The sequence below is a fragment of the Streptomyces sp. NPDC057702 genome (assembly GCF_042799315.1).
Taxonomy (GTDB): Bacteria; Actinomycetota; Actinomycetes; order Streptomycetales; family Streptomycetaceae; genus Streptomyces.
This window is the reverse complement of sequence record NZ_JBHVJC010000020.1, coordinates 122,561-141,781: the sequence shown is the minus strand read 5'-3', so window position 1 is coordinate 141,781 and position 19,221 is coordinate 122,561. Positions and strand designations below refer to the sequence as shown.

12 protein-coding genes and 1 pseudogene are annotated in these 19,221 nt (G+C 75.7%); 3 read left to right on the top strand and 10 right to left on the bottom strand.

The genetic code is table 11. The annotated features are described in order from the left end of the window. Positions 1–88: 88 nt before the first annotated feature. The 5 genes from ACFVFR_RS17460 to ACFVFR_RS17440 form a co-directional block, all read right to left on the bottom strand. Positions 89–2,215, bottom strand: coding sequence for a 3-hydroxyacyl-CoA dehydrogenase NAD-binding domain-containing protein (locus ACFVFR_RS17460; RefSeq protein WP_383702374.1), 2,127 nt, complete (start codon positions 2,213–2,215; stop codon positions 89–91). Next, positions 2,212–3,426 carry a thiolase family protein gene (locus tag ACFVFR_RS17455; protein WP_383702372.1) on the bottom strand — a complete coding sequence of 405 codons (1,215 nt, stop codon included), beginning with the start codon at positions 3,424–3,426 and terminating at the stop codon, positions 2,212–2,214. The genes ACFVFR_RS17460 and ACFVFR_RS17455 overlap by 4 nt, the downstream gene beginning before the upstream one ends. 355 nt (positions 3,427–3,781) lie before the next feature. Then, on the bottom strand, positions 3,782–5,053 hold the full coding sequence (locus ACFVFR_RS17450) for a ribonuclease D (RefSeq protein ID WP_383702370.1): 1,272 nt from the start codon (positions 5,051–5,053) through the stop codon (positions 3,782–3,784). Between the two features lie 260 nt (positions 5,054–5,313). Continuing rightward, positions 5,314–5,976, bottom strand: coding sequence for a response regulator transcription factor (locus tag ACFVFR_RS17445; protein WP_176164609.1), 663 nt, complete (start codon positions 5,974–5,976; stop codon positions 5,314–5,316). 1,052 nt (positions 5,977–7,028) lie between these two features. Next, on the bottom strand, positions 7,029–7,694 hold the full coding sequence (locus ACFVFR_RS17440; protein ID WP_383702368.1) for a DUF3000 domain-containing protein: 666 nt from the start codon (positions 7,692–7,694) through the stop codon (positions 7,029–7,031). Between the two features lie 91 nt (positions 7,695–7,785). On the opposite strand from ACFVFR_RS17440, the gene hemE reads away from it, so the two are divergent. Continuing rightward, positions 7,786–8,862 carry a uroporphyrinogen decarboxylase gene (gene hemE, locus ACFVFR_RS17435; RefSeq protein ID WP_383702366.1) on the top strand — a complete coding sequence of 359 codons (1,077 nt, stop codon included), beginning with the start codon at positions 7,786–7,788 and terminating at the stop codon, positions 8,860–8,862. A 201-nt stretch (positions 8,863–9,063) separates the two neighbouring features. On the opposite strand, the gene ACFVFR_RS17430 is transcribed toward hemE, so the two are convergent. Continuing rightward, positions 9,064–10,470, bottom strand: coding sequence for an FAD-dependent oxidoreductase (locus ACFVFR_RS17430; protein ID WP_383702364.1), 1,407 nt, complete (start codon positions 10,468–10,470; stop codon positions 9,064–9,066). A gap of 712 nt (positions 10,471–11,182) precedes the next feature. After that, positions 11,183–12,373: a thiolase family protein gene (locus ACFVFR_RS17425; protein WP_383702361.1), complete on the bottom strand. Its 1,191-nt coding sequence runs from the start codon at positions 12,371–12,373 to the stop codon at positions 11,183–11,185. A 359-nt stretch (positions 12,374–12,732) separates the two neighbouring features. Here ACFVFR_RS17425 and hemG point away from each other — a divergent pair, with 359 nt between their 5' ends. Both hemG and hemQ read left to right on the top strand, forming a co-directional pair. Continuing rightward, on the top strand, positions 12,733–14,157 hold the full coding sequence (hemG, locus tag ACFVFR_RS17420; RefSeq protein WP_383702359.1) for a protoporphyrinogen oxidase: 1,425 nt from the start codon (positions 12,733–12,735) through the stop codon (positions 14,155–14,157). Between the two features lie 127 nt (positions 14,158–14,284). Then, a complete protein-coding gene (gene hemQ, locus ACFVFR_RS17415; protein WP_383702357.1) occupies positions 14,285–15,001 on the top strand; it encodes a hydrogen peroxide-dependent heme synthase in 717 nt (238 codons plus the stop codon). Positions 15,002–15,444: 443 nt separating this feature from the next. Here hemQ and ACFVFR_RS17410 read toward each other — a convergent pair. The 3 genes and pseudogenes from ACFVFR_RS17410 to ACFVFR_RS17400 form a co-directional block, all read right to left on the bottom strand. After that, positions 15,445–16,095, bottom strand: a pseudogene (locus ACFVFR_RS17410) (TIGR04222 domain-containing membrane protein); the annotation flags it as partial. Positions 16,096–16,262: 167 nt separating this feature from the next. Beyond that, positions 16,263–17,348 carry a TIGR04222 domain-containing membrane protein gene (locus tag ACFVFR_RS17405; RefSeq protein WP_383702355.1) on the bottom strand — a complete coding sequence of 362 codons (1,086 nt, stop codon included), beginning with the start codon at positions 17,346–17,348 and terminating at the stop codon, positions 16,263–16,265. After that, positions 17,345–18,847, bottom strand: a complete 1,503-nt coding sequence (locus ACFVFR_RS17400; protein WP_383702353.1) for a DUF692 family multinuclear iron-containing protein — start codon at positions 18,845–18,847, stop codon at positions 17,345–17,347. Before ACFVFR_RS17400 ends, ACFVFR_RS17405 begins: the two co-directional genes overlap by 4 nt. Positions 18,848–19,221: the final 374 nt, after the last annotated feature.

Below are 19,221 nucleotides of genomic sequence, written 5' to 3'. Positions count from 1 at the left end.
CCCAGGGCCGCCCGCCCCGCACACGCGGACGGGGAGCACCGCGCGTGGCCGCGCGATGCTCCCCGTCGGTTCCGCGAGGCGGTGCGTCTCAGGCCGGGACGCTCGCCAGCCCCGGGGCCAGGAACGGCTTGCCGGTGACCCGCTCGGAGACGCCCGCGCGGTCCAGGTAGGGCGTGATGCCGCCCAGGTGGAAGGGCCAGCCCGCGCCGGTGATCAGGCACAGATCGATGTCCTGCGCCTCGGCGACCACGCCCTCGCCCAGCATCAGGTCGATCTCCTGCGCGACGGCGTCCAGTACCCGCTCGCGCACCTGCTCCTCGCTCAGCACGCGCTCGCCCTGCTGGAGCAGCGCCAGGACCTCCGGGTCCAGCTCGGGACGGCCCGAGTCGTGGACGTAGAAGCCGCGCTTGCCCGCCTCCACGACGGCCTTGAGGTTCGGCGAGACCGTGAACCGGTCCGGGAAGGCCCGGTTGAGGGTCTGTGAGACGTGCAGGCCGATCGCCGGGCCCACCAGCTCCAGCAGGACCAGCGGGGACATCGGCAGCCCGAGCGGCTCGACGGCGCGCTCGGCGGTGGCCACCGGGGTGCCCTCGTCGATGACGTTCTGGACCTCGCCCAGGAAGCGGGTCAGGATGCGGTTGACGACGAACGCCGGGGCGTCCTTGACCAACACCGCGCTCTTCTTGAGGGACTTGGCGACCGCGAAGGCGGTGGCCAGCGACGCGTCATCGGTCCGCTCGCCGCGCACGATCTCAAGGAGCGGCAGGATCGCCACCGGGTTGAAGAAGTGGAAGCCCACGACCCGCTCGGGGTGGCTGAGCTGGGAGGCCATCTCGCTGACCGACAGCGAGGAGGTGTTGGTGGCCAGGATGGCGTGCGCCGGCACGACCGCCTCGACCTCGGCGAACACCTTCTGCTTGACGCCCATCTCCTCGAAGACGGCCTCGATGACGAAGTCCGCGTCGCCGAAGGCGGCGGCCTTGTCCAGGGAGCCGGTCACCAGGGCCTTGAGCCGGTTGGCCTGGTCCTGGTTGACCCGGCCCTTGAGCAGCAGCTTGTCGACCTCGCCGTGGACGTAGGCCACGCCCTTGTCCACGCGCTCCTGGTCGATGTCGGTGAGCACCACCGGCACCTGGAGGCGGCGTACGAACAGCAGGGCGAGCTGGGAGGCCATCAGCCCCGCGCCGACCACGCCGACCTTGGTGACCGGGCGGGCCAGCGACTTGTCGGGGGCGCCCACGGGCCGCTTGGCGCGCTTTTGCACCAGGTTGAACGCGTACAGACCGGCGCGCAGTTCGCCACCCATGATCAGGTCGGCGAGCGCCTGGTCCTCGGCGTCGAAGCCCTGGCGCAGGTCGCCGTTCCTGGCGGCGGCGATGATGTCCAGCGCCCGGTAGGCGGCCGGGGCCGCGCCGTGGACCTTGGCGTCCGCGAGGGCCCGGCCGCGTGCGACGGCCTGGTCCCACGCCTCGCCCCGGTCCACCTCGGCCCGTACGACCTCGGTCTCGCCCTGGAGGACCGAGGCGGTCCACAGCAGCGACCGCTCCAGGAAGTCGGCGCCCTCGAAGAGCGCGTCGGCGATCTCCAGGTCGAAGACCTGCTGGCCCTTGAGCTGCCGGTTCTGGTTGAGCGAGTTCTCGATGATGACGCTGACCGCGCGGTCGGCGCCGATCAGGTTCGGCAGCAGCGTGCAGCCGCCCCAGCCGGGCACCAGGCCGAGGAAGACCTCGGGCAGCGAGAAGGCGGGCAGCGCCGCCGAGACGGTGCGGTAGGTGCAGTGCAGGCCGACCTCGACGCCACCGCCCATCGCCGCGCCGTTGTAGTACGCGAAGGTCGGCACCGCGAGCTGGGACAGCCGCTTGAAGACGTCGTGTCCGCCCCTGCCGATGGCCAGCGCGTCCTGGTGGCGCTTGAGCAGCTCGACGCCCTTGAGGTCGGCGCCGACGGCGAAGATGAACGGCTTGCCGGTCAGGCCGACGCCCACGATCTCGCCGTCGGCGGCCTCCCGCTCCACCTGGTCGATGGCCGCGTCCAGGTGGGCCAGCGACTGCGGCCCGAACGTGGTCGGCTTGGTGTGGTCGAGCCCGTTGTCCAGCGTGACCAGCGCGAACCGCCCGGCGCCGGGCAGCTCCAGATGGCGTACGTGGGCCTGGGTGACGACCTCGTCGGGGAACAGCTCGGCCGCGCCCCGCAGCAGTTCGGTGGTGGTGCTCACTTGCCCTCCCAGTGGGGGTTCTCCCAGATGACCGTGCCGCCCATGCCGAAGCCGACGCACATGGTGGTGATGCCGTACCGCACCTGCGGCTGCTCCTCGAACTGCCGGGCGAGCTGCGTCATCAGCCGCACGCCGGAGGAGGCCAGCGGGTGACCGTAGGCGATGGCGCCGCCGTACTGGTTCACTCGCGGGTCGTCGTCGGCGATGCCGTAGTGGTCCAGGAACGAGAGCACCTGGACGGCGAACGCCTCGTTGATCTCGAACAGGCCGATGTCGTCGATCGTCAGACCCGCCTGCGCGAGCGCCCTGCGCGTCGCGGGGACCGGCCCGATGCCCATGACCTCGGGCTCCACGCCCGCGAAGGAGTAGGAGACCAGCCGCATCCGCACCGGCAGGTCCAGCTCGCGCGCCACGTCCTCGGCGGCGATCAGCGAGGCGGTGGCGCCGTCGTTGATGCCGGCCGAGTTGCCCGCGGTGACCCGGCCGTGCGGGCGGAAGGGGGTCTTGAGGCCCGCCAGGTTCTCCAGCGTGGTGCCCGGCCGCATCGGCTCGTCCGCGGTCGCCAGGCCCCAGCCCGTCTCGCCGCCCTCGGGGCTGGTGCGCCGGATGGAGATCGGCACCAGGTCCGGCTGGATCTTGCCGTTGGCGTACGCCTTGGCGGCCTTCTCCTGACTGCGGACGGCGTACTCGTCCGCGCGCCGCTTGGACAGGTGCGGCAGCCGGTCGTGCAGGTTCTCCGCCGTCATGCCCATGAACAGCGCCGACTCGTCGACCAGCTTCTCGGACACGAAGCGCGGGTTGGGGTCCACGCCCTCGCCCATCGGGTGCCGCCCCATGTGCTCCACGCCACCGGCGATCACCACGTCGTAGGCGCCGAAGCTGATGGAGCCCGCCGTCGAGGTCACGGCCGTCATGGCGCCCGCGCACATCCGGTCGATGGAGTAGCCGGGCACGCTCTGCGGCAGGCCCGCCAGGATGCCGGCGGTCCGGCCCAGGGTCAGACCCTGGTCACCGATCTGGGTGGTGGCGGCCAACGCCACCTCGTCGATCCGCTCCGGCGGCAGCCCGGGGTTGCGGCGCAGCAGCTCCCGGATGCACTTGACGACCAGGTCGTCCGCGCGGGTCTCGTGGTAGATGCCCTTGGGGCCCGCCTTGCCGAACGGGGTGCGGACGCCGTCGACGAAGACGACTTCCCTAGCGGTACGAGGCACGTTGGCCCTCCCTCTCGTTGTGTTCGCTCGCCACCGGGTGCGGCGCGGCCGGCGCGGCCCGTGGACCGGCCCGCCGGGCCCCGTGGCCACCGGCCGTCGGGCCCTCGCGCGGGCCGGGGCCGACCCGTGGGCCGGCCGCCTGGTACGACACGACACCGGCGTCCGCTGGCTCGCGCGCCTGACGGGGCCGCCGGACGGCCCGGGGCAGGTCACCCGGCAGAGCTCACCGCAGGCGTAGCGGCGGGGCTCACACCGCCATGCTACTTACGGGTAACCAAGCTGCCCACCCCCTACGGGCTAAGCGGCGCAGATCACACCGAGGGGCTTCGCCGCCCGTCACCGGACGCGCGTCACCTCACGCCACGGGCAGCACGGCCGCCGTGAGCGCGGGCGTGACCAGCTCGACCTGCCAGGGCCTGGCCCCGTACCCGGTCAGCACCCGCGCCACGCTCTCGGGCGTGACCTGGGCCGGCGGCTCCCAGCACAGCCGCCGCACCGTGTCGGGGGTGATCAGGTTCTCCTGCGGCAGGTTCAACCGCTCGGCCAGGGTGCTCACCGCGGACCGCGCGGCGGCCAGCCGGGCGGCCGCGGCCGGGTCCTTGTCGGCCCAGGCGCGCGGTGGCGGCGGGCCGTTGAGCGGCTGTCCCGGTTGCGGCAGCTCCGTCTCGGGCAGGGCGCGGGCCCGCTCCACCGCCGCGTGCCACTGCTCCAGCTGACGGCGGCTCATCCGCTGGCCGTAGCCGGGCAGCGCGGCCAGGGCGCGGGCACTGGTCGGCATGGCCAGGGCCGCCTCCACGATCGCGCCGTCGCCCAGCACCTTGCCCGGCGAGACGTCGCGCCGCTGCGCGATCCGGTCACGGGCCTCCCACAGCTCCCGCACCACGGCCATCTGCCGACGCTTGCGCACCTTGTGCATGCCCGAGGTGCGCCGCCACGGGTCCTTGCGGGGGGCGGCCGGCGGCGCGGCGGCGATGGCCGCGAACTCCTGGCGGGCCCACTCCAGCTTGCCCTGCTCGGCCAGCTCGGCCTCCAGCGCGTCCCGCAGGTCCACCAGGAGCTCCACGTCCAGCGCGGCGTAGCGCAGCCAGGGCTCGGGCAGCGGACGGGTGGACCAGTCGACCGCGGAGTGCCCCTTCTCCAGGGCGTAGCCGAGGACGTTCTCCACCATCGCGCCGAGCCCCACCCGGGCGAATCCGGCCAGCCGGCCCGCGAGCTCGGTGTCGAAGAGCCGCTCGGGGACCATGCCTATGTCGCGCAGACAGGGCAGGTCCTGGGTCGCGGCGTGCAACACCCATTCGGCGTCCACGATCGCCGCGCCCAACTCCGACAGGTCGGGGCAGCCGACCGGGTCGATCAGGGCCGTTCCCGCGCCCTCGCGGCGCAACTGGACCAGGTACGCGCGCTGTCCGTACCGGTAGCCCGAGGCGCGCTCGGCGTCCACGGCGACGGGGCCCGAACCGGCCGCGAAGGCCGCGATGACCTCGGCGAGCGCGTCGGCGTCGGCGACGACCGGCGGGATGCCTTCGCGTGGTTCCAGCAACGGGACCGGTGCCGATGGACTGTCCGGGGGGCCGCCCCCGGTGGTTCGCAGTGTCGTCTTAGCTGCGGCTTCTTGGGCGTCGGTCACTCGTCAAGGGTATAGGCCGCGTGGGGCGATGACCTGCCCTGATTCCACGCCTTGGGCGCTGACCTGCGTCGACCACGCTCAGTAGTTCCCATCCCCGCCCATAGGGCCCACATCTGACAGCCCGCGTCGGTTCGGTGACCGTGTGGTGGCGGCCCCGGCGCGTGAGCCGAGCGGGCCGCGAGGGGGTGCCCGCCGGGCGTGACACGCGCCCGCCGGCGGAACGTCTCCGCAGACGGGCGCGGGGTCGCGGGGCGGGTGGGTCAGTGGATGATCCCGGTGCGCAGGGCGACGGCGACCATGCCGGCCCGGTCGCCGGTGCCCAGCTTGCGGGCGATGCGCGCGAGGTGGCTCTTGACGGTGAGCGCGGACAGGCCCATCGAGACGCCGATGGCCTTGTTGGACTGGCCCTCCGCCACCAGCCGCAGCACCTCCACCTCGCGCCCCGACAGTTCCCGGTAGCCCCCGGGGTGGCCGGGCGCGCCCGGTGGGCGGCGGTGCAGTCGGGCGGCGGCGGCGCCCACGGGGGTGGCGCCGGGGCGGCCGGGCAGTCCGAGGTTGGTCCGGGTGCCGGTGACCACGTACCCCTTGACGCCCCCCGCGAGGGCGTTGCGCACGGCCCCGATGTCGTCGGCGGCGGAGAGGGCCAGGCCGTTGGGCCAGCCGGCGGCGCGGGTCTCGGAGAGCAGGGTGAGCCCCGAACCGTCGGGGAGGTGCACGTCGGCGACGCAGATGTCGCGCGGGTTTCCGACTCGGGGGCGGGCCTCCGCGATGGACGACGCCTCGATGACATCCCGTACCCCGAGCGCCCACAGGTGGCGGGTCACGGTGGAACGGACTCGGGGGTCGGCCACGACGACCATGGCGGTCGGCTTGTTCGGGCGGTAGGCGACCAGGCTCGAAGGTTGCTCAAGAAGAACAGACACCAGGCCTCCTGGGGGGAGTGGCGAGAACGGACGCCGGGCTGGGGGGATGCGGGGCGTTCCGTGCGGGAAGGGTCATGTGATCCTTCGGCAGGTCCCGTGCCCGGCTTTAGGGATTGATCACGAAATACTGATCGGCAATTCGGTTGCTACTCGGACATTACGGTCCGATGTGGGGAGGGCTCGCCACCTCTCGTGGGGCGCTGGCGGGCCGCCGCGCGACGGCGTGCCGACACCCCCACCCGAGCGAACGCCGGCCGACGGCGACCCGACGGCGGGGCGCGGCGCCGGGCCGCGCGCGACGCGGGGCCCGGCCGCCCCCCTCGCCCCGTCCCGCGAGCCGGCTTCCCCTCCCATCGTGGCCGTACGCGGCGCGCCCCTTCCCGTCGTGGCCGCGCTGGGCGCGCCGCGCGGGCCCGGGGCGGCCCCGAGGCCCTCGCGAGGCCGCTGGCGGCGGCTGGCGGGCGCTGTGGGGCGGCGCACCGGCCCGCCGGGACCCGTCGGGCGGGGCGGGGTCGCGCGGGGGCGGCTGGCGTCCGTCGTGGCCGCGTGCGGCCTGGCCCGCCCACGACGGTCTGGGCGGCGGGCGAGGGAGGGCGCCCCCGGGTGCCGGAGCGGGGCGCGGGCGCCCGCGTCGCCGCGGCGGGGCCGTACGCGTGCGGAGCCGTGCGCCCGCCACGGGGCCGGGCCGCCGCGTGAGGGGGCGTGCCGTCGCGCCGTGCCCCGCGTCGCCGTAGCGTGCGCCGCCCCGCGCCGTCGGGTGGTCGGCGCGGGGCGAGGTGGCCGTACGCGCCCGGGAGCGGGGTCGTCCGCGTGCGGCGCCGGGGCGCCCGGCACGAGCGCCGGCGGCCGCTCGGGGCTGGGGCGCCCGGGGGTGAGGTTCCCCGGGGGGTGCTCGGGGCCGGGGCGGAGGTGGGCCACCGTCAGGGCACGTACATGGGGCGGGAGTTGAGGGAGGCGCGGGCGCCGCCGCGCGGGCGTGCCCTCCCGCCGCCGTACCGCGCGCCGGCGCGGCACAGGCGGCAGCGCGGCCTGGGCACCAGCGGGGGCGGGGCTCAGCGGGAGAGCGGGCCCCGGCGCTGGGGGAGGGTGACCACGCTCGGGTCGCCGGTGCCCACCGGGGGCAGGCCGGCCACCTGGCAGAGCAGGTCGCCCCACGCGGACAGGTGCGCGGCGGTGTCGGGCACCGGGCCCAGGCCGCCGCGCCGGTCCGGGTCGCCGCCCTCGGTCGGGGTCCAGGACGCGCGGATCTCGATCTTGGTCGTGGGGGCGCGGTCGGCGAGCCCGCCGAAGTAGTGCGATCCGGCCCGGGTGACGGTGCCACTCGGCTCGGCGTAGCCGACGCCGCGCGCCGACAGCGCTCCGGTCAGCCACGACCAGCACACCTCGGGCAGCAGCGGGTCGGCCGCCATCTCGGGTTCGAGGTCCGCGTGGACGAGCGTGACCATGCGGAACGAGCCGTGCCAGGCGTCGTGCCCCGCCGGGTCGTGCAGCAGGATCAGTCGGCCCTCGGCGAGTTCCTCGTCGTCGACGACGACCGCCGCCTCCAGCGCGTAGGAGAACGGCGCCAGGCGCCGGGGTGGTGGCGTCGAGTCGATCTCCAGCTCGGGCCGCAGCCGCGCGTCGCGCAGTCCGGCGACCGCATGCCGGAACACGAGCGGGGTGCCCTCCCCGTCCGCGCCGTCCGCACCGTCAGCGAGGTGTCCGTGAGCCGCAGCCATGCGGGGAAGACTAGGCGGAGAACGGGGCTGGTTCGGGTAGGAACACCCGCATGGGCGGGTCACTCGTTCGGCCCGTGCGAAGATTTGGGACATGAGCGCCAACTCCCAGCCGACGAGCCAGCAGCAGACCGGCCGCACCGCGGCCCACGACTCCGCGTTCCTGCGGGCGTGTCGCCGGGAGCCGGTGCCGCACACCCCGGTGTGGTTCATGCGGCAGGCGGGGCGCTCGCTGCCGGAGTACCGCAAGGTGCGTGAGGGCACGGCCATGCTGGAGTCCTGCATGCGGCCCGACCTGGTCACGGAGATCACGTTGCAGCCGGTGCGGCGGCACGGTGTGGACGCCGCGATCTACTTCAGCGACATCGTGGTGCCGCTGAAGGCCATCGGGATCGACCTCGACATCAAGCCGGGTGTCGGCCCCGTCGTCGAGAAGCCCATCCGCTCCCGGGCCGATCTCGATCAACTTCGGCCACTCACGCCCGACGATGTGAAGTACGTCACGGAGGCGATGGGCCTGCTCGTCGGCGAGCTCGGCGCCACCCCGCTCATCGGCTTCGCGGGCGCCCCGTTCACGCTCGCCAGCTACCTCGTGGAGGGCGGCCCCTCCCGTCACCACGAGCACACCAAGGCGCTCATGTACGGCGACCCCGAGCTGTGGGCCGACCTGCTGGACCGGCTCGCCGACATCACGGCCGCGTTCCTGACCGTGCAGATCGAGGCCGGCGCCAGCGCCGTGCAGCTCTTCGACTCCTGGGTGGGCGCCCTGGCCCCGGCCGACTACCGCCGCTCGGTGCTGCCCGCCTCGGCCAAGGTCTTCGACGCGGTCGCCGGGTACGACGTGCCCCGTATCCACTTCGGCGTGGGCACCGGCGAACTGCTGCCGCTGCTGGGCGAGGCGGGCGCCGACGTGGTGGGCGTGGACTGGCGGGTCCCGCTGGACGAGGCCCGCCGCCGGGTCGGCCCGGGCAAGGCGCTCCAGGGCAACCTGGACCCCGCCGTCCTGTTCGCCCCGCGAGCCGCCGTCGAGGCCGCGGCGGACGAGGTGCTGGCGGCCGCGAGCGACCTGGAGGGCCACGTGTTCAACCTGGGCCACGGCGTCCTGCCGACCACCGACCCGGACGCCCTGACCCGCCTGGTCGCCCACGTCCACGAGCGCACCAGCCGCTAGCCGCACCAGCCGCCAGCCGCGCGGAGCCGCCGGTCGCTCGGTCCGCCGGCCGCCGCGCGGGCCCGGCTGTCGTACGCCCCGCCGGCGGGGCGGCGCCGAGGCCACCAGGGACACGCGGCGCGCGGCCCCGGCACCGCGCGTCCCCCGGCCGCCGCGCGGCCCCGCCCGTCGGTCCCGGCGGGCGGCGGGCCCGGCGGGCTTTCAGCGTCCGCCGCCGGCCGCGTCCCGGGCCACCGCCGCCACCGCCTTGCGGGCCGCCACCAGGACCGGGTCCCAGACCGGGGAGAACGGCGGCGCGTACCCGAGGTCCAGGGCGGTCATCTGCTCCACCGTCATCCTCGCGGTCAGCGCGACCGCGGCGATGTCCACCCGCTTGGCCGCTCCCTCGCGGCCGACGATCTGCACGCCCAGCAGTCGCCCCGTGCGCCGCTCGGCGAGCATCTTCACGTGCATCGGGCGGGCGCCGGGGTAGTAGCCGGCCCGGCTCGCGGACTCGATGGTGGTCGTGACGAACTGGAGCCCCACCGCCCGCGCCTGCCGCTCCAGCAGCCCGGTGCGGGCGATCTCCAGGTCGCAGACCTTGCTCACCGCCGTACCGACCACGCCGGGGAAGGTGGCGTAACCGCCGCCGACGCCCGAGCCGATGACCTGGCCGTGCTTGTTGGCGTGGGTGCCCAGCGCGATGTGCCGGGTGCGACCCGAGACCAGGTCCAGCACCTCCACGCAGTCGCCGCCCGCCCACACGTTGCCCTGGCCGCGCACCCGCATCGACAGGTCGGTCAGCAGGCCGCCGGACTCGCCGAGCGGCAGCCCCGCCTCTCGCGCCAGCGTCGTCTCGGGGCGTACGCCGAGGCCCAGGACGACGATGTCGGCCGGGTACGTGGCGTCCTCGGTGACCACGGCGTCGGCCCGGCCGTCGGGGCCGGTGCGGATCTCGGTGACCGTCGCACCGCGCACCGTCTCGATGCCCATGCCGCACATCGCCTCGTGCACCAGACGCCCCATGTCCGGGTCGAGCGTGGACATGGGCTGCTCGCCCCGGTCCACGACCGTGACCCGGTAGCCGCGCTGGACGAGCGCCTCGGCCATCTCCACGCCGATGTACCCCGCGCCCACCACCACGGCCCGGGGCGGCTGCCCGCCCTCGACCGCGCGCAGCGCGTCGAGCAGCGCCTGACCGTCGTCCAGGTTCTGCACGCCGTACACGCCCGGCGCGTCGATGCCCGGCAGCGGGGGCCGGACCGGTCGCGCGCCGGTCGCGATCACCAGGTCGTCGTAGCCCGTCCACTCCTCGGTGGCACCGGGTGCCGCGACGTCGCGGGTGCGCACCCGCTGCCGGTCAAGGTCGATCTCGGTGACCTCGGTCCGCATCCGCAGGTCGATGGAGCGCTCGCGGTGCTCCTGCGGCGTGCGGGCGACCAGCGCGTCGGGACCGTCCACGCTGCCTCCCACCCAGTACGGGATGCCGCACGCGGAGTACGAGGTGAAGTGGCCCCGCTCGAAGGCCACGATCTCCAGTTCGTCGGGCTTCCTGAGCCTGCGCGCCTGGGACGCGGCGGACATGCCCGTCGCGTCCCCTCCGATGACCACCAGCCGCCTAGCTGCCATGCCGCGTGCTCCCTCTGCCGTTGCTGGATGTGCCGCCCACGCTACGTCGCGGCCGGCGCCACCCCGACCGCAGGTCCCGTGGCCGGGGCGGGCTGGACGTTCCCGGTCGGCGGCGTGGTCGGGAGCGCTCGTGACCTGGTCAGCGGGCGGCGGGTCGATGCTGGGGCCCTCGTCGTGGGCCAGGTGGATCGCGCGGGTCGCCCACCCCGGGCGTGCCCCGGCAGCGGGTGGTGCGCCCGCCTTCCGTGGCCTCGGCGCCCCCTCGCGCTCGTGGTCGAGGCCGGTGCGCGTCATCGCGACGCGCGCCCGGTGGTCATGCGGTCCCGCGCGGTCCAGGGCCCGGCACCGGTCACCCGCACCCAGGGCCTGCCCCCGCCGCGCGGAGTCCCGCGCGTCGCCCCTCGCTCGGGTGCGGGCTCCCGTTCGTGGAGCGCGTCGCCGTCCTGCGGGGCGTTGGTCGGGCTCGTACATCGTCGCGCTGACGCCGAAGGGGCGGGAGACCGTGGCCGTCTCGGCCGGCACGAGCCCGCGTTCGGGGTGTCGGATCGTCGCCCGCGCGGCGAGGTGCCTCCCGGAGCCATCGCGACGCCTGCCGCGCGGTCTCGGTCGGGCTCGGGCGCGCCGCGCCGGCCGGTACGCGCACGGCCGGGGCCGGCCCGGGGGGCGTGCCCCGGGCCCGCCCCGTCGCCCGGGGGCCGCGTCGGGCGCGGCCTCAGCGCTCCAGGACCAGGGCCTGGCCCTGGCCGACGCCGATGCACAGGGCGGCTAGCCCCACGCCCGAGCCCGCGGCGGCGAGTTGGTGGGCCACCGAGCCCGCCAGTCGGGCGCCGGAGCAGCCCAGCGGGTGGCCGATGGCGATCGAGCCGCCGCGCGGGTTGACGATCGCCGGGTCCAGGTCGGGCCACTCGACCAGGCAGCCCAGAGCCTGGGCCGCGAACGCCTCGTTCAGCTCGAAGGTGGCCAGGTCGGCGAAGGAGTGGCCGCTGCGCTCCAGCGCCTGGCCCACCGCCCGTACCGGCCCCAGGCCGTAGTACTGCGGCTCGATGCCGGTCACCGCCGTCGCCCGCACGCGCGCCAGCGGCTCGCGCCCGCTGGCCCGCAGCCCCTCCTCGTCGCACAGCAGGAGCGCCGCCGCCCCGTCGTTGAGCGGCGAGGAGTTGCCGGCCGTGACCGTGCCGTCCGTGCGGAAGGCCGGCCGCAGTCGGGCCAGCGCGTCCAGCGAGGTGTTCTGGCGGATGGTCTCGTCGCGGTCCAGGGAGGCCGCCGGATAGGTCACCACCTCCGCCTTGTACGCCCCGTCCTTCCACGCGCGGGCCGCCTTGTCGTGGCTGGCCAGCGCGAACGCGTCCTGCTCCTGCCGGCTGATCCCGTACCGGTCGGCGATCAACTCGGCGCCCTCGCCCAGCGAGACCGTCCACTGCGGGGGCATCTTCGGGTTGACCATCCGCCAGCCCAGCGTGGTGTTGAGCAACTCCTGGTTGCCGGGCGGGAAGGGCCGCTCCGGCTTGGGCAGCACGTAGGGCGCGCGGCTCATCGACTCGACGCCGCCGGCGATCACCACCTCCGCGTCGCCCACGGCCACGGCGCGCACCGCCTGGATGACCGCCTCAAGGCCCGAGCCGCACAGCCGGTTGACGGTCGCGCCCGGCACCGTCACCGGCAGCCCGGCCAACAGCACCGCCATCCGGGCCACGTCGCGGTTCTCCTCGCCCGCCCCGTTGGCGTTGCCGAGGTACACGTCGTCGATCCGGGCCGGGTCGAGGGCGGGGGAGCGCTCCACGAGCGCCCCCAGAACGTGGGCGGCGAGGTCGTCCGGCCGTACGCCGGACAACGCGCCGCCGTACTTGCCGATCGGCGTGCGAACTGCGTCGACGATGTACACGTCGCGGAGGCGGTCATTCATGCGGTGGTGATCCCTCGTCTGAAGGTGTGCCGATAGATGACGGTCGTGCCGAAGACTGTGCGGGATTCCGGGCGGCCCGAAGGGGCGGCGGTCCGGGTCGAGCGGTGGGGCGTTTCGGCCGGCTGCCACGGCCGGCTGGCGGCATCGCCCGGCCGGCTCCGTGGCGCAGCACCCCGCTCCACCGACCGACCGATCGTCCGTTCGGTCGGTGAGGACACCTGTCCGTGCCGCTCGCCCCGGGGCTGAGTCTCCGCACCCTGGCACGCAGTGTCAATGGGGCCCGCCCACCCGTCGACCACCCGCCCGGCCCAGGGTGGGGGCGCGGCGGCGGGGCCGGGGCGCGGTGAGAGAGTGGGGGCATGAGCGAAACCCACGTTCCCGCACCTCGGGTGGTCGTCATCGGCGGCGGGATCTCCGGCCTGGCCGCCGCGCACCGGCTCGTCGACGGCGGCGCGCGGGTGACCGTCCTGGAGGCCAGCGGGCGCCTGGGCGGCAAGCTGTACGCGGGGCGGATCGCGGGCGTGCCCGTGGACCTGGGCGCCGAGTCGATGCTGGCCCGCCGCCCCGAGGCGGTGGACCTGGCCCGCGCCGTGGGGCTCGCCGACCAGCTGTGCCCGCCCGCGGCCGCGGCCGCCGGCCTGTACACGCGCGGCGCGCTGCGCCCCATGCCCGCCGGCCACCTGATGGGCGTGCCGGGCGACCTGGCCCCGCTCGCCGCCTCCGGCGTCCTGACCGACGCGGGGCTGGCCCGGGTGCGCGAGGGCGCCACGCCGCCGCCGCTCGAAGCGGGCGAGGACGTCGGCATCGGCGAGTACGTCGCGGCCCGGCTCGGCCGCGAGGTCGTCGACCGGCTGGTGGAACCGCTGCTCGGCGGCGTGTACGCGGGCGACGCCTACCGGATCTCGCTGCGCGCCGCCGTGCCGCAGCTCCACGAGGCGGCCCGCACCCCGGGGCCGCTGACCGAGAGCGTGCGCGGCCTGCTGCGGCGGGCGGCGGCCGGCCCGGCCGCGGGCGGCCCCGTCTTCCTGGGCATCGAGGGTGGTGTGGGGCGGCTTCCGCTGGCCGTCGCCGAGGTGGTGCGCGCCCGTGGCGGTGACGTACGCACCCACGCCCCCGTGCGCGCCCTCACGCGCGCCGGGGCGGGTTGGCGCGTGGTCACCGAGGGCGGGGCGGCGCTGAGCGCCGACGCCGTGGTCCTGGCCCTGCCCGCGCCCGCCGCGGCCCGGCTGCTGGCCGCCGAGGCGCCGGCCGCCGCCACCGATCTGGCCGGGGTCGAGTACGCCTCGATGGCCCTGGTGACCATGGCCTTCCGGCGCGCCGAGGTGGCCGCGCTGCCGCCCGGCCGGGGGTTCCTGGTGCCCTCCGTGGACGGGCTGACCATCAAGGCGTCCACGTTCTCCAGCAACAAGTGGGGCTGGGTCGACGCCGGGGACCCCGACCTGTTCGTCCTGCGCACCTCGGTGGGCCGGCACGGCGCCGAGGCGGACCTGGAGCGTGAGGACGCGGACCTGGTCGAGCGGTCGCTGACCGACCTGCGCACCACGGTCGGGCTGACCGCCCGCCCGGTGGCCTCCCGTGTCGAGCGCTGGGCGGGCGGTCTGCCGCAGTACCCCGTCGGCCACCTCGACCGGGTCGCCCGGGTGCGCGAGCAGGTCGCCAAGCTGCCGGGGCTGCGGGTGTGCGGCGCGGTCTACGACGGCGTGGGCATCCCGGCGTGCGTGGCCAGCGCGCACACCGCGGCCGACGAACTGCTGGCGACCGCGCTCCCCGGGCCGCCCGGGTGAGAGCTCCGGCGCGCGCGACGACGTACGAACGACGCCGTGTGAGGACTCCCGACCCCCGACGCGCCGTGGGCACCGGCCCCGCCGCCGGACCCAGCCGGGCGTAAGTGAAGAGTTGAGAAGAGGAACGATGACTGCTGCTCCAGACAAGACGCCGAACGCGGGCAAGCGGGCCAAGGACCTGAACGAGGTCATCCGCTACACGCTGTGGTCGGTGTTCAAGCTGCGCGACGTGCTGCCCGAGGACCGTGACGGTTACGCGGAGGAGGTGGAGGAGCTGTACGCCCAACTCGCCGCCGACGACGTCACGGTGCGCGGCACGTACGACGTGTCGGGGTTGCGCGCGGACGCGGACCTGATGATCTGGTGGCACGCGGAGACGGCCGAGGCCCTCCAGGACGCGTACAACCGGTTCCGTCGCACGCGGCTCGGCCGCGCGCTGGAGCCGGTCTGGTCGAACATGGCGCTGCACCGCCCCGCCGAGTTCAACAAGTCGCACATCCCCGCCTTCCTCGCCGACGAGGAGCCCCGGCAGTGGGTGAGCGTCTACCCGTTCGTGCGCTCCTACGACTGGTACCTGCTGCCGGACGAGGACCGTCGCCGGATGCTCGCCGACCACGGCAAGATGGCGCGCGGCTTCCCCGACGTGCGGGCCAACACGGTGCCGGCGTTCTCGCTGGGCGACTACGAGTGGCTGCTGGCCTTCGAGGCGGACGAGCTGTACCGGATCGTGGACCTGATGCGCCATCTGCGCGCTTCCGAGGCGCGGTTGCACGTCCGCGAGGAGGTGCCGTTCTTCACCGGGCGCCGTCGCCCGCTGGCGGACCTGGTCGCCGGCCTGGCCTGACCGACCGGCCCCGGGCCAACCGCCCGGGGCCGGGGCCGGGAGTCGGGTGCTGGGCGACTGCGGGGCCGCGGCCCGCCGCCCGCCCCCCCCGCGCGGGCCTACGTGGGGGAGCGGCGTCGCCCGCCGCGCAGCGCGGCGCGCAGCGCGGGGTCCGACAGGCCGGCGGCCCCGTGGATGGCCAGCACGGTGAGCGCGGCGCGGGCGGCCCGCTCGTCCGGGTCGAGCCGGCCCGGGCCGCCGGCCACCGCGTCCCGCGTGGCCTGGCCGTCCGCCCCGGCCGGGGCCGCCCCGTCGCCGCCGGCGTCGCGTGCCGTGGGCGGGTCCTCCCCGGGGTGGCCGTCCCGGTCGTCGTGGCCCGCGTCGTCACGCCCGGCTGGCCGGGGCGCGGGCCCCTCGGCCGGTCGGCGCGCGCCGGGCAGCCGATCCTCGCGCGGCGGCACGAGGATCTGCCCGAGCCGCTCCTGACCGGCCGGCGAGGCCCAGCGGGTGTACGGGTGGACCTCGACGCGGGCTATGGCCAGGCAGCCGAGGGTCAGCACCAGGGGGAGCGCGAACCACGCCGCGACCGGCCCGGTGCCGGTCTCCGGCGGCACCATCACCAGCGCGGCTCCCGCCGTCACCAGGACCAGCGCGCAGGCGCCGCGCACGTGCGAGACGGCCGACGCGATCCCGACACGGGCCGCGTCGGGCATCGCCAGGCCGGCGGCGACCAGCCGGTCGGCGAGCGCCCGCACCGCGTCGGCGGCGGCCACCGCCGCGCGCACCGGCGGGACGGGTGCCTGCCCGGCCGCGCCGATGGCCAGGATCAGCGAGCGCTCCATCTCGTCCCGACCCACCGGGTCCACCACCGTGACCCAGCCGGTGTGGGCGAGCAGCAGCCGACGCTCGCGGTGCATGGCGACCAGGGCGAGATCGCTCACCCGGTACGGGCCGCCCGAGAGGAACGCCGCCTCGTACAACGTCAGCGCACGGTCACGCCCCACGGTCGAGGCGACGTCGGGATCTTGGGCGGCGGCGAAGGCCGCCTGACACAGCCGGGCGCAGGTGACGAACGCCGCGCCCCAGGCGATCACGAGAAACAGGACCCACAGCATGGCCGATTCTTACGCGCCCTATTCCGGCTCCGCCATGCTGTGTTCACGATGCGGACCAGTGGTGTCCGACCGGTGACCGATCGTGGCCGTCACAGCGGGCGGCCGGACCTGGCGGCACGCGGTGCCGGGCCCGGGACCTGCGAGGCTCCCAGCTGGCGCCCCCGTGCCTAGCCGCCGCCCCCTCCGCCACACCCGCCTCCGCCGCCACCACAACCCCCGCCTCCGCCGCAGCCACCCCCGCCTCCGCCACCGCCGCCACAACTGCTGCCGCCTCCGCCGCAGCCGCCTCCGCCGTCGGACGAGCCCGCGCCACACGAGGCCGTCCCGCACCCACCGCCGCCACCGCGACCCCCGTCCGTGCTCAGCCCCCTGGCCGCGCCGGCCCGCGCCGACTGGCCCGGCACCGTGCCGCACCAGGTGACCTCCGCGGCCAGCGGGGAGACCGCGGCGGCACCGGTCGCGGCGCCGACCACCAGTGGCGCGCGTCCGGGCGCGGTGCGCGCGGCCTCCCGCAACAGGGTGTGCAGGTTTCCCTTGATCTCCTGTGGCCCCAGGAACGCGACGGTGCTCAGGGCGGTCAGTCCCTTGCGCGGGGGCCGCGCGTTCCGGGTGCGGCCGTACGAGGCGAGCGCCGCGCGCCCGGCCGGGGTGACCCGCCCCTTGATCAGCCTCCTCCGGCACACCAGGGCGCCGACACCGCCGACGGCCAACGGCGGCAACCCCGCGACGAACAGCGACGCTACGGAGCCATCGACGCCGAGGACGGCGGCCAGCACCACCAGGACGACGCCCGCGACGCAGGCGAGCGCCAGCCGGCGGGCCCGGCGCCGCCAGTACCGACCCGGACCGGGAACGGCCATCAGACCGCGCTGCGCGAGATGGTCACCGATCGCCTGGACGGTGGGGCTGCGCATCACCTCGCCGCGCAGCCAGCTCAGGCCACCGTGCGGCGAGCGGGCGAGCGCCGCCAGGACCTCGGCCTCCACCGGATGCCGCTTGCGGGTCCGCAAGACGGTGATCACCCCCGGGCCGCCGATCCTGACCCGGCCGTCCTGGTGCAGGGCGTACAGCGCCAGGTCCGCGACCCGGCCCGGCCCGCCCGCCAGGAACGCGGCCTCCCACATGGTGTCGACCCGTGGCGTGGCGCTCGCCCGGGGCAGCGACCGTCGGTACCGCGCGGTGCCGACGGCCAGGGACACCAGGGCGGTGCCGACCACCGCGTACAGCACCACGGCGAGCACGATGGCGATCACGCGCGCCCCCAGCCCAGTCGGACGGCCCGCAGCAGCCGTGCCGCCGGGCGGGACGACAGCGGCGCGGGCCCCGAACGCTCCCGCCACCAGGCCGTCAGGCGTCGGCGCACCACGGGGTCCGCGAACTCGTCCACGGCCAGCAGACGTTCGGCGAAGGCGAGCGCGTCCCGCCGGTAGCCGCCGCCGAGCGGACGGTGCCGGGCGTACGCCAGGAACGCGGGCCGGTACGCGCTGCCGAGGATCTCCGGCAGCTCGGGCGCGACCTTGGCCACCACCTCGGCGCGCTTGGCGACCAGCGCCCGGCTCTGCACGCGCAGCCGGCGCCGGTCGAAGCCCTCCGGGGCCGGGGTGCCCGCCACCAGTGCGGACAACAGGGCGGTCTGCGCCAGCGCGAGGCGCTGCCGCTCCGGCTCGCCCCTCCCGCGCCCGCCGGCCCGGGGCGCCGCGCCCGCCGCAGCCGTGGCGTCCGGGCGGGTCGCCGCCCCCGCGCCGGGTGCCGAGGCCACCGCCCGGTGTGCCGCCGGCCGTTCCACGGTGAGGGTGACGGGGGAGCGGGGCGGGGGAACCCTCGCGCCGCGCGCCGGGGCGAGGGCCCGGGAGGGGGGCGGGGCCACCGCCGTGGCGGTGGCCGCCGGGCGGCCGGGCGCCACCTTGGGCCCGGTCGACGCCGGCCCGGAACCGGCGGCCAGCACGGCCCGGATCGCGTCGAGTTCGCCCGCCAGCTCGTCGGCCTCGGGGAACGCGTCGTCGCGCTCCAGCAGCACGCCCGCCGGCGCCGTGCGCGCGCGCAACTCGGCCAGGACGTCCAGCACCGGCTGACTGACCGGGTGGGCGTGGCTGTCGTGCCAGACGCCGTCGCGCTCGACGCCACCGGCCACGTGCACGTACGCGATGGCCCAGGTCGGCAGCGAGTCCAGCGTCGCGGCCGGGTCCTCGCCCCGGTTGACGTGGTTGGTGTGGAGGTTGGCCACGTCGATGAGCAGGTGGACCCCGGTGCGCTCCACGAGCTCGGTCAGGAACTGGCCCTCGGTCAGCTCCTCGCCCGGCCAGGAGATCAGCGCGGCGATGTTCTCCAGGGCCAGCGGCACCGGCAGCGCCTCCTGCGCGATGCGCACGTTCTCGCACAGCACCGCCAGCGCCTCCCGGGTGCGCGGCACCGGCAGCAGGTGCCCGGCCTCGATCGGCGGTGACGCGGTCAGCGGCCCCCCGCCGCGTACGAACGCGATGTGCTCGCTGACCAGGGGCGCGCCGAGGGTCTCGGCGCGCGCGGCCAGGGCGGCCAACCGCCCCTCGTCGGGCCGCGCGGCGTCGCCCAGTCCGAGCGAGACCCCGTGCGGCACGACGGTCGTGCCGCGCTCGCGCAGCGCGCGCAGGGCCTCGGGCAGGTGGCCGGGGCAGATGTTCTCCGCCACCACTTCCACCCAGTCGATGTCCGGTAGTCGTGCGATGTCGTCGGCGATCTCAGGCCGCCACCCGATTCCGATCCCCAGCCGTTCCATGGTCGCCCCCCTGAAGGAATCCGTGCGAAGGAATCCGCGTCCATCCGCGTGGGGAGAGTCTTGGCCCCCCGTGTGGGGGACGAACCCCGTCCGCGTTCGGTTCAGAGCTTCTTTTGAGGTTGCGCCACCGCTGATCTTCACGCGGTGCGGGGGCCGTTGACCGGGCGGCGGCACGGTGGTGCGCCGGCGTACACGGGCGCGGTCTCCGAGGGTGCGCGAACCCCGTGGACAGGCCGTGGATTCGGTTTTCCCGCGACCGGGGGCGGTTTGAGTGATGATAGGCACGCGCACCTGGATGCGTAGATTGCGCTCGTGTGGGTCCGCTAATGTCGGCACTGCTACGAACTTGTGCGGTTCTCTTGCGAAAGCTGTTC

Bases quoted from the DNA above. Each gene is read 5' to 3' on its own strand.
- ACFVFR_RS17440 (WP_383702368.1), bottom strand. From the start codon at position 7,694: ATGGCTGCGGCTCACGGACACCTCGCTGACGGTGCGGACGGCGCGGAC.
- hemE (WP_383702366.1), top strand. From the start codon at position 7,786: ATGAGCGCCAACTCCCAGCCGACGAGCCAGCAGCAGACCGGCCGCACC.
- ACFVFR_RS17430 (WP_383702364.1), bottom strand. From the start codon at position 10,470: ATGGCAGCTAGGCGGCTGGTGGTCATCGGAGGGGACGCGACGGGCATG.
- ACFVFR_RS17425 (WP_383702361.1), bottom strand. From the start codon at position 12,373: ATGAATGACCGCCTCCGCGACGTGTACATCGTCGACGCAGTTCGCACG.
- hemG (WP_383702359.1), top strand. From the start codon at position 12,733: ATGAGCGAAACCCACGTTCCCGCACCTCGGGTGGTCGTCATCGGCGGC.
- hemQ (WP_383702357.1), top strand. From the start codon at position 14,285: ATGACTGCTGCTCCAGACAAGACGCCGAACGCGGGCAAGCGGGCCAAG.
- ACFVFR_RS17400 (WP_383702353.1), bottom strand. From the start codon at position 18,847: ATGGAACGGCTGGGGATCGGAATCGGGTGGCGGCCTGAGATCGCCGAC.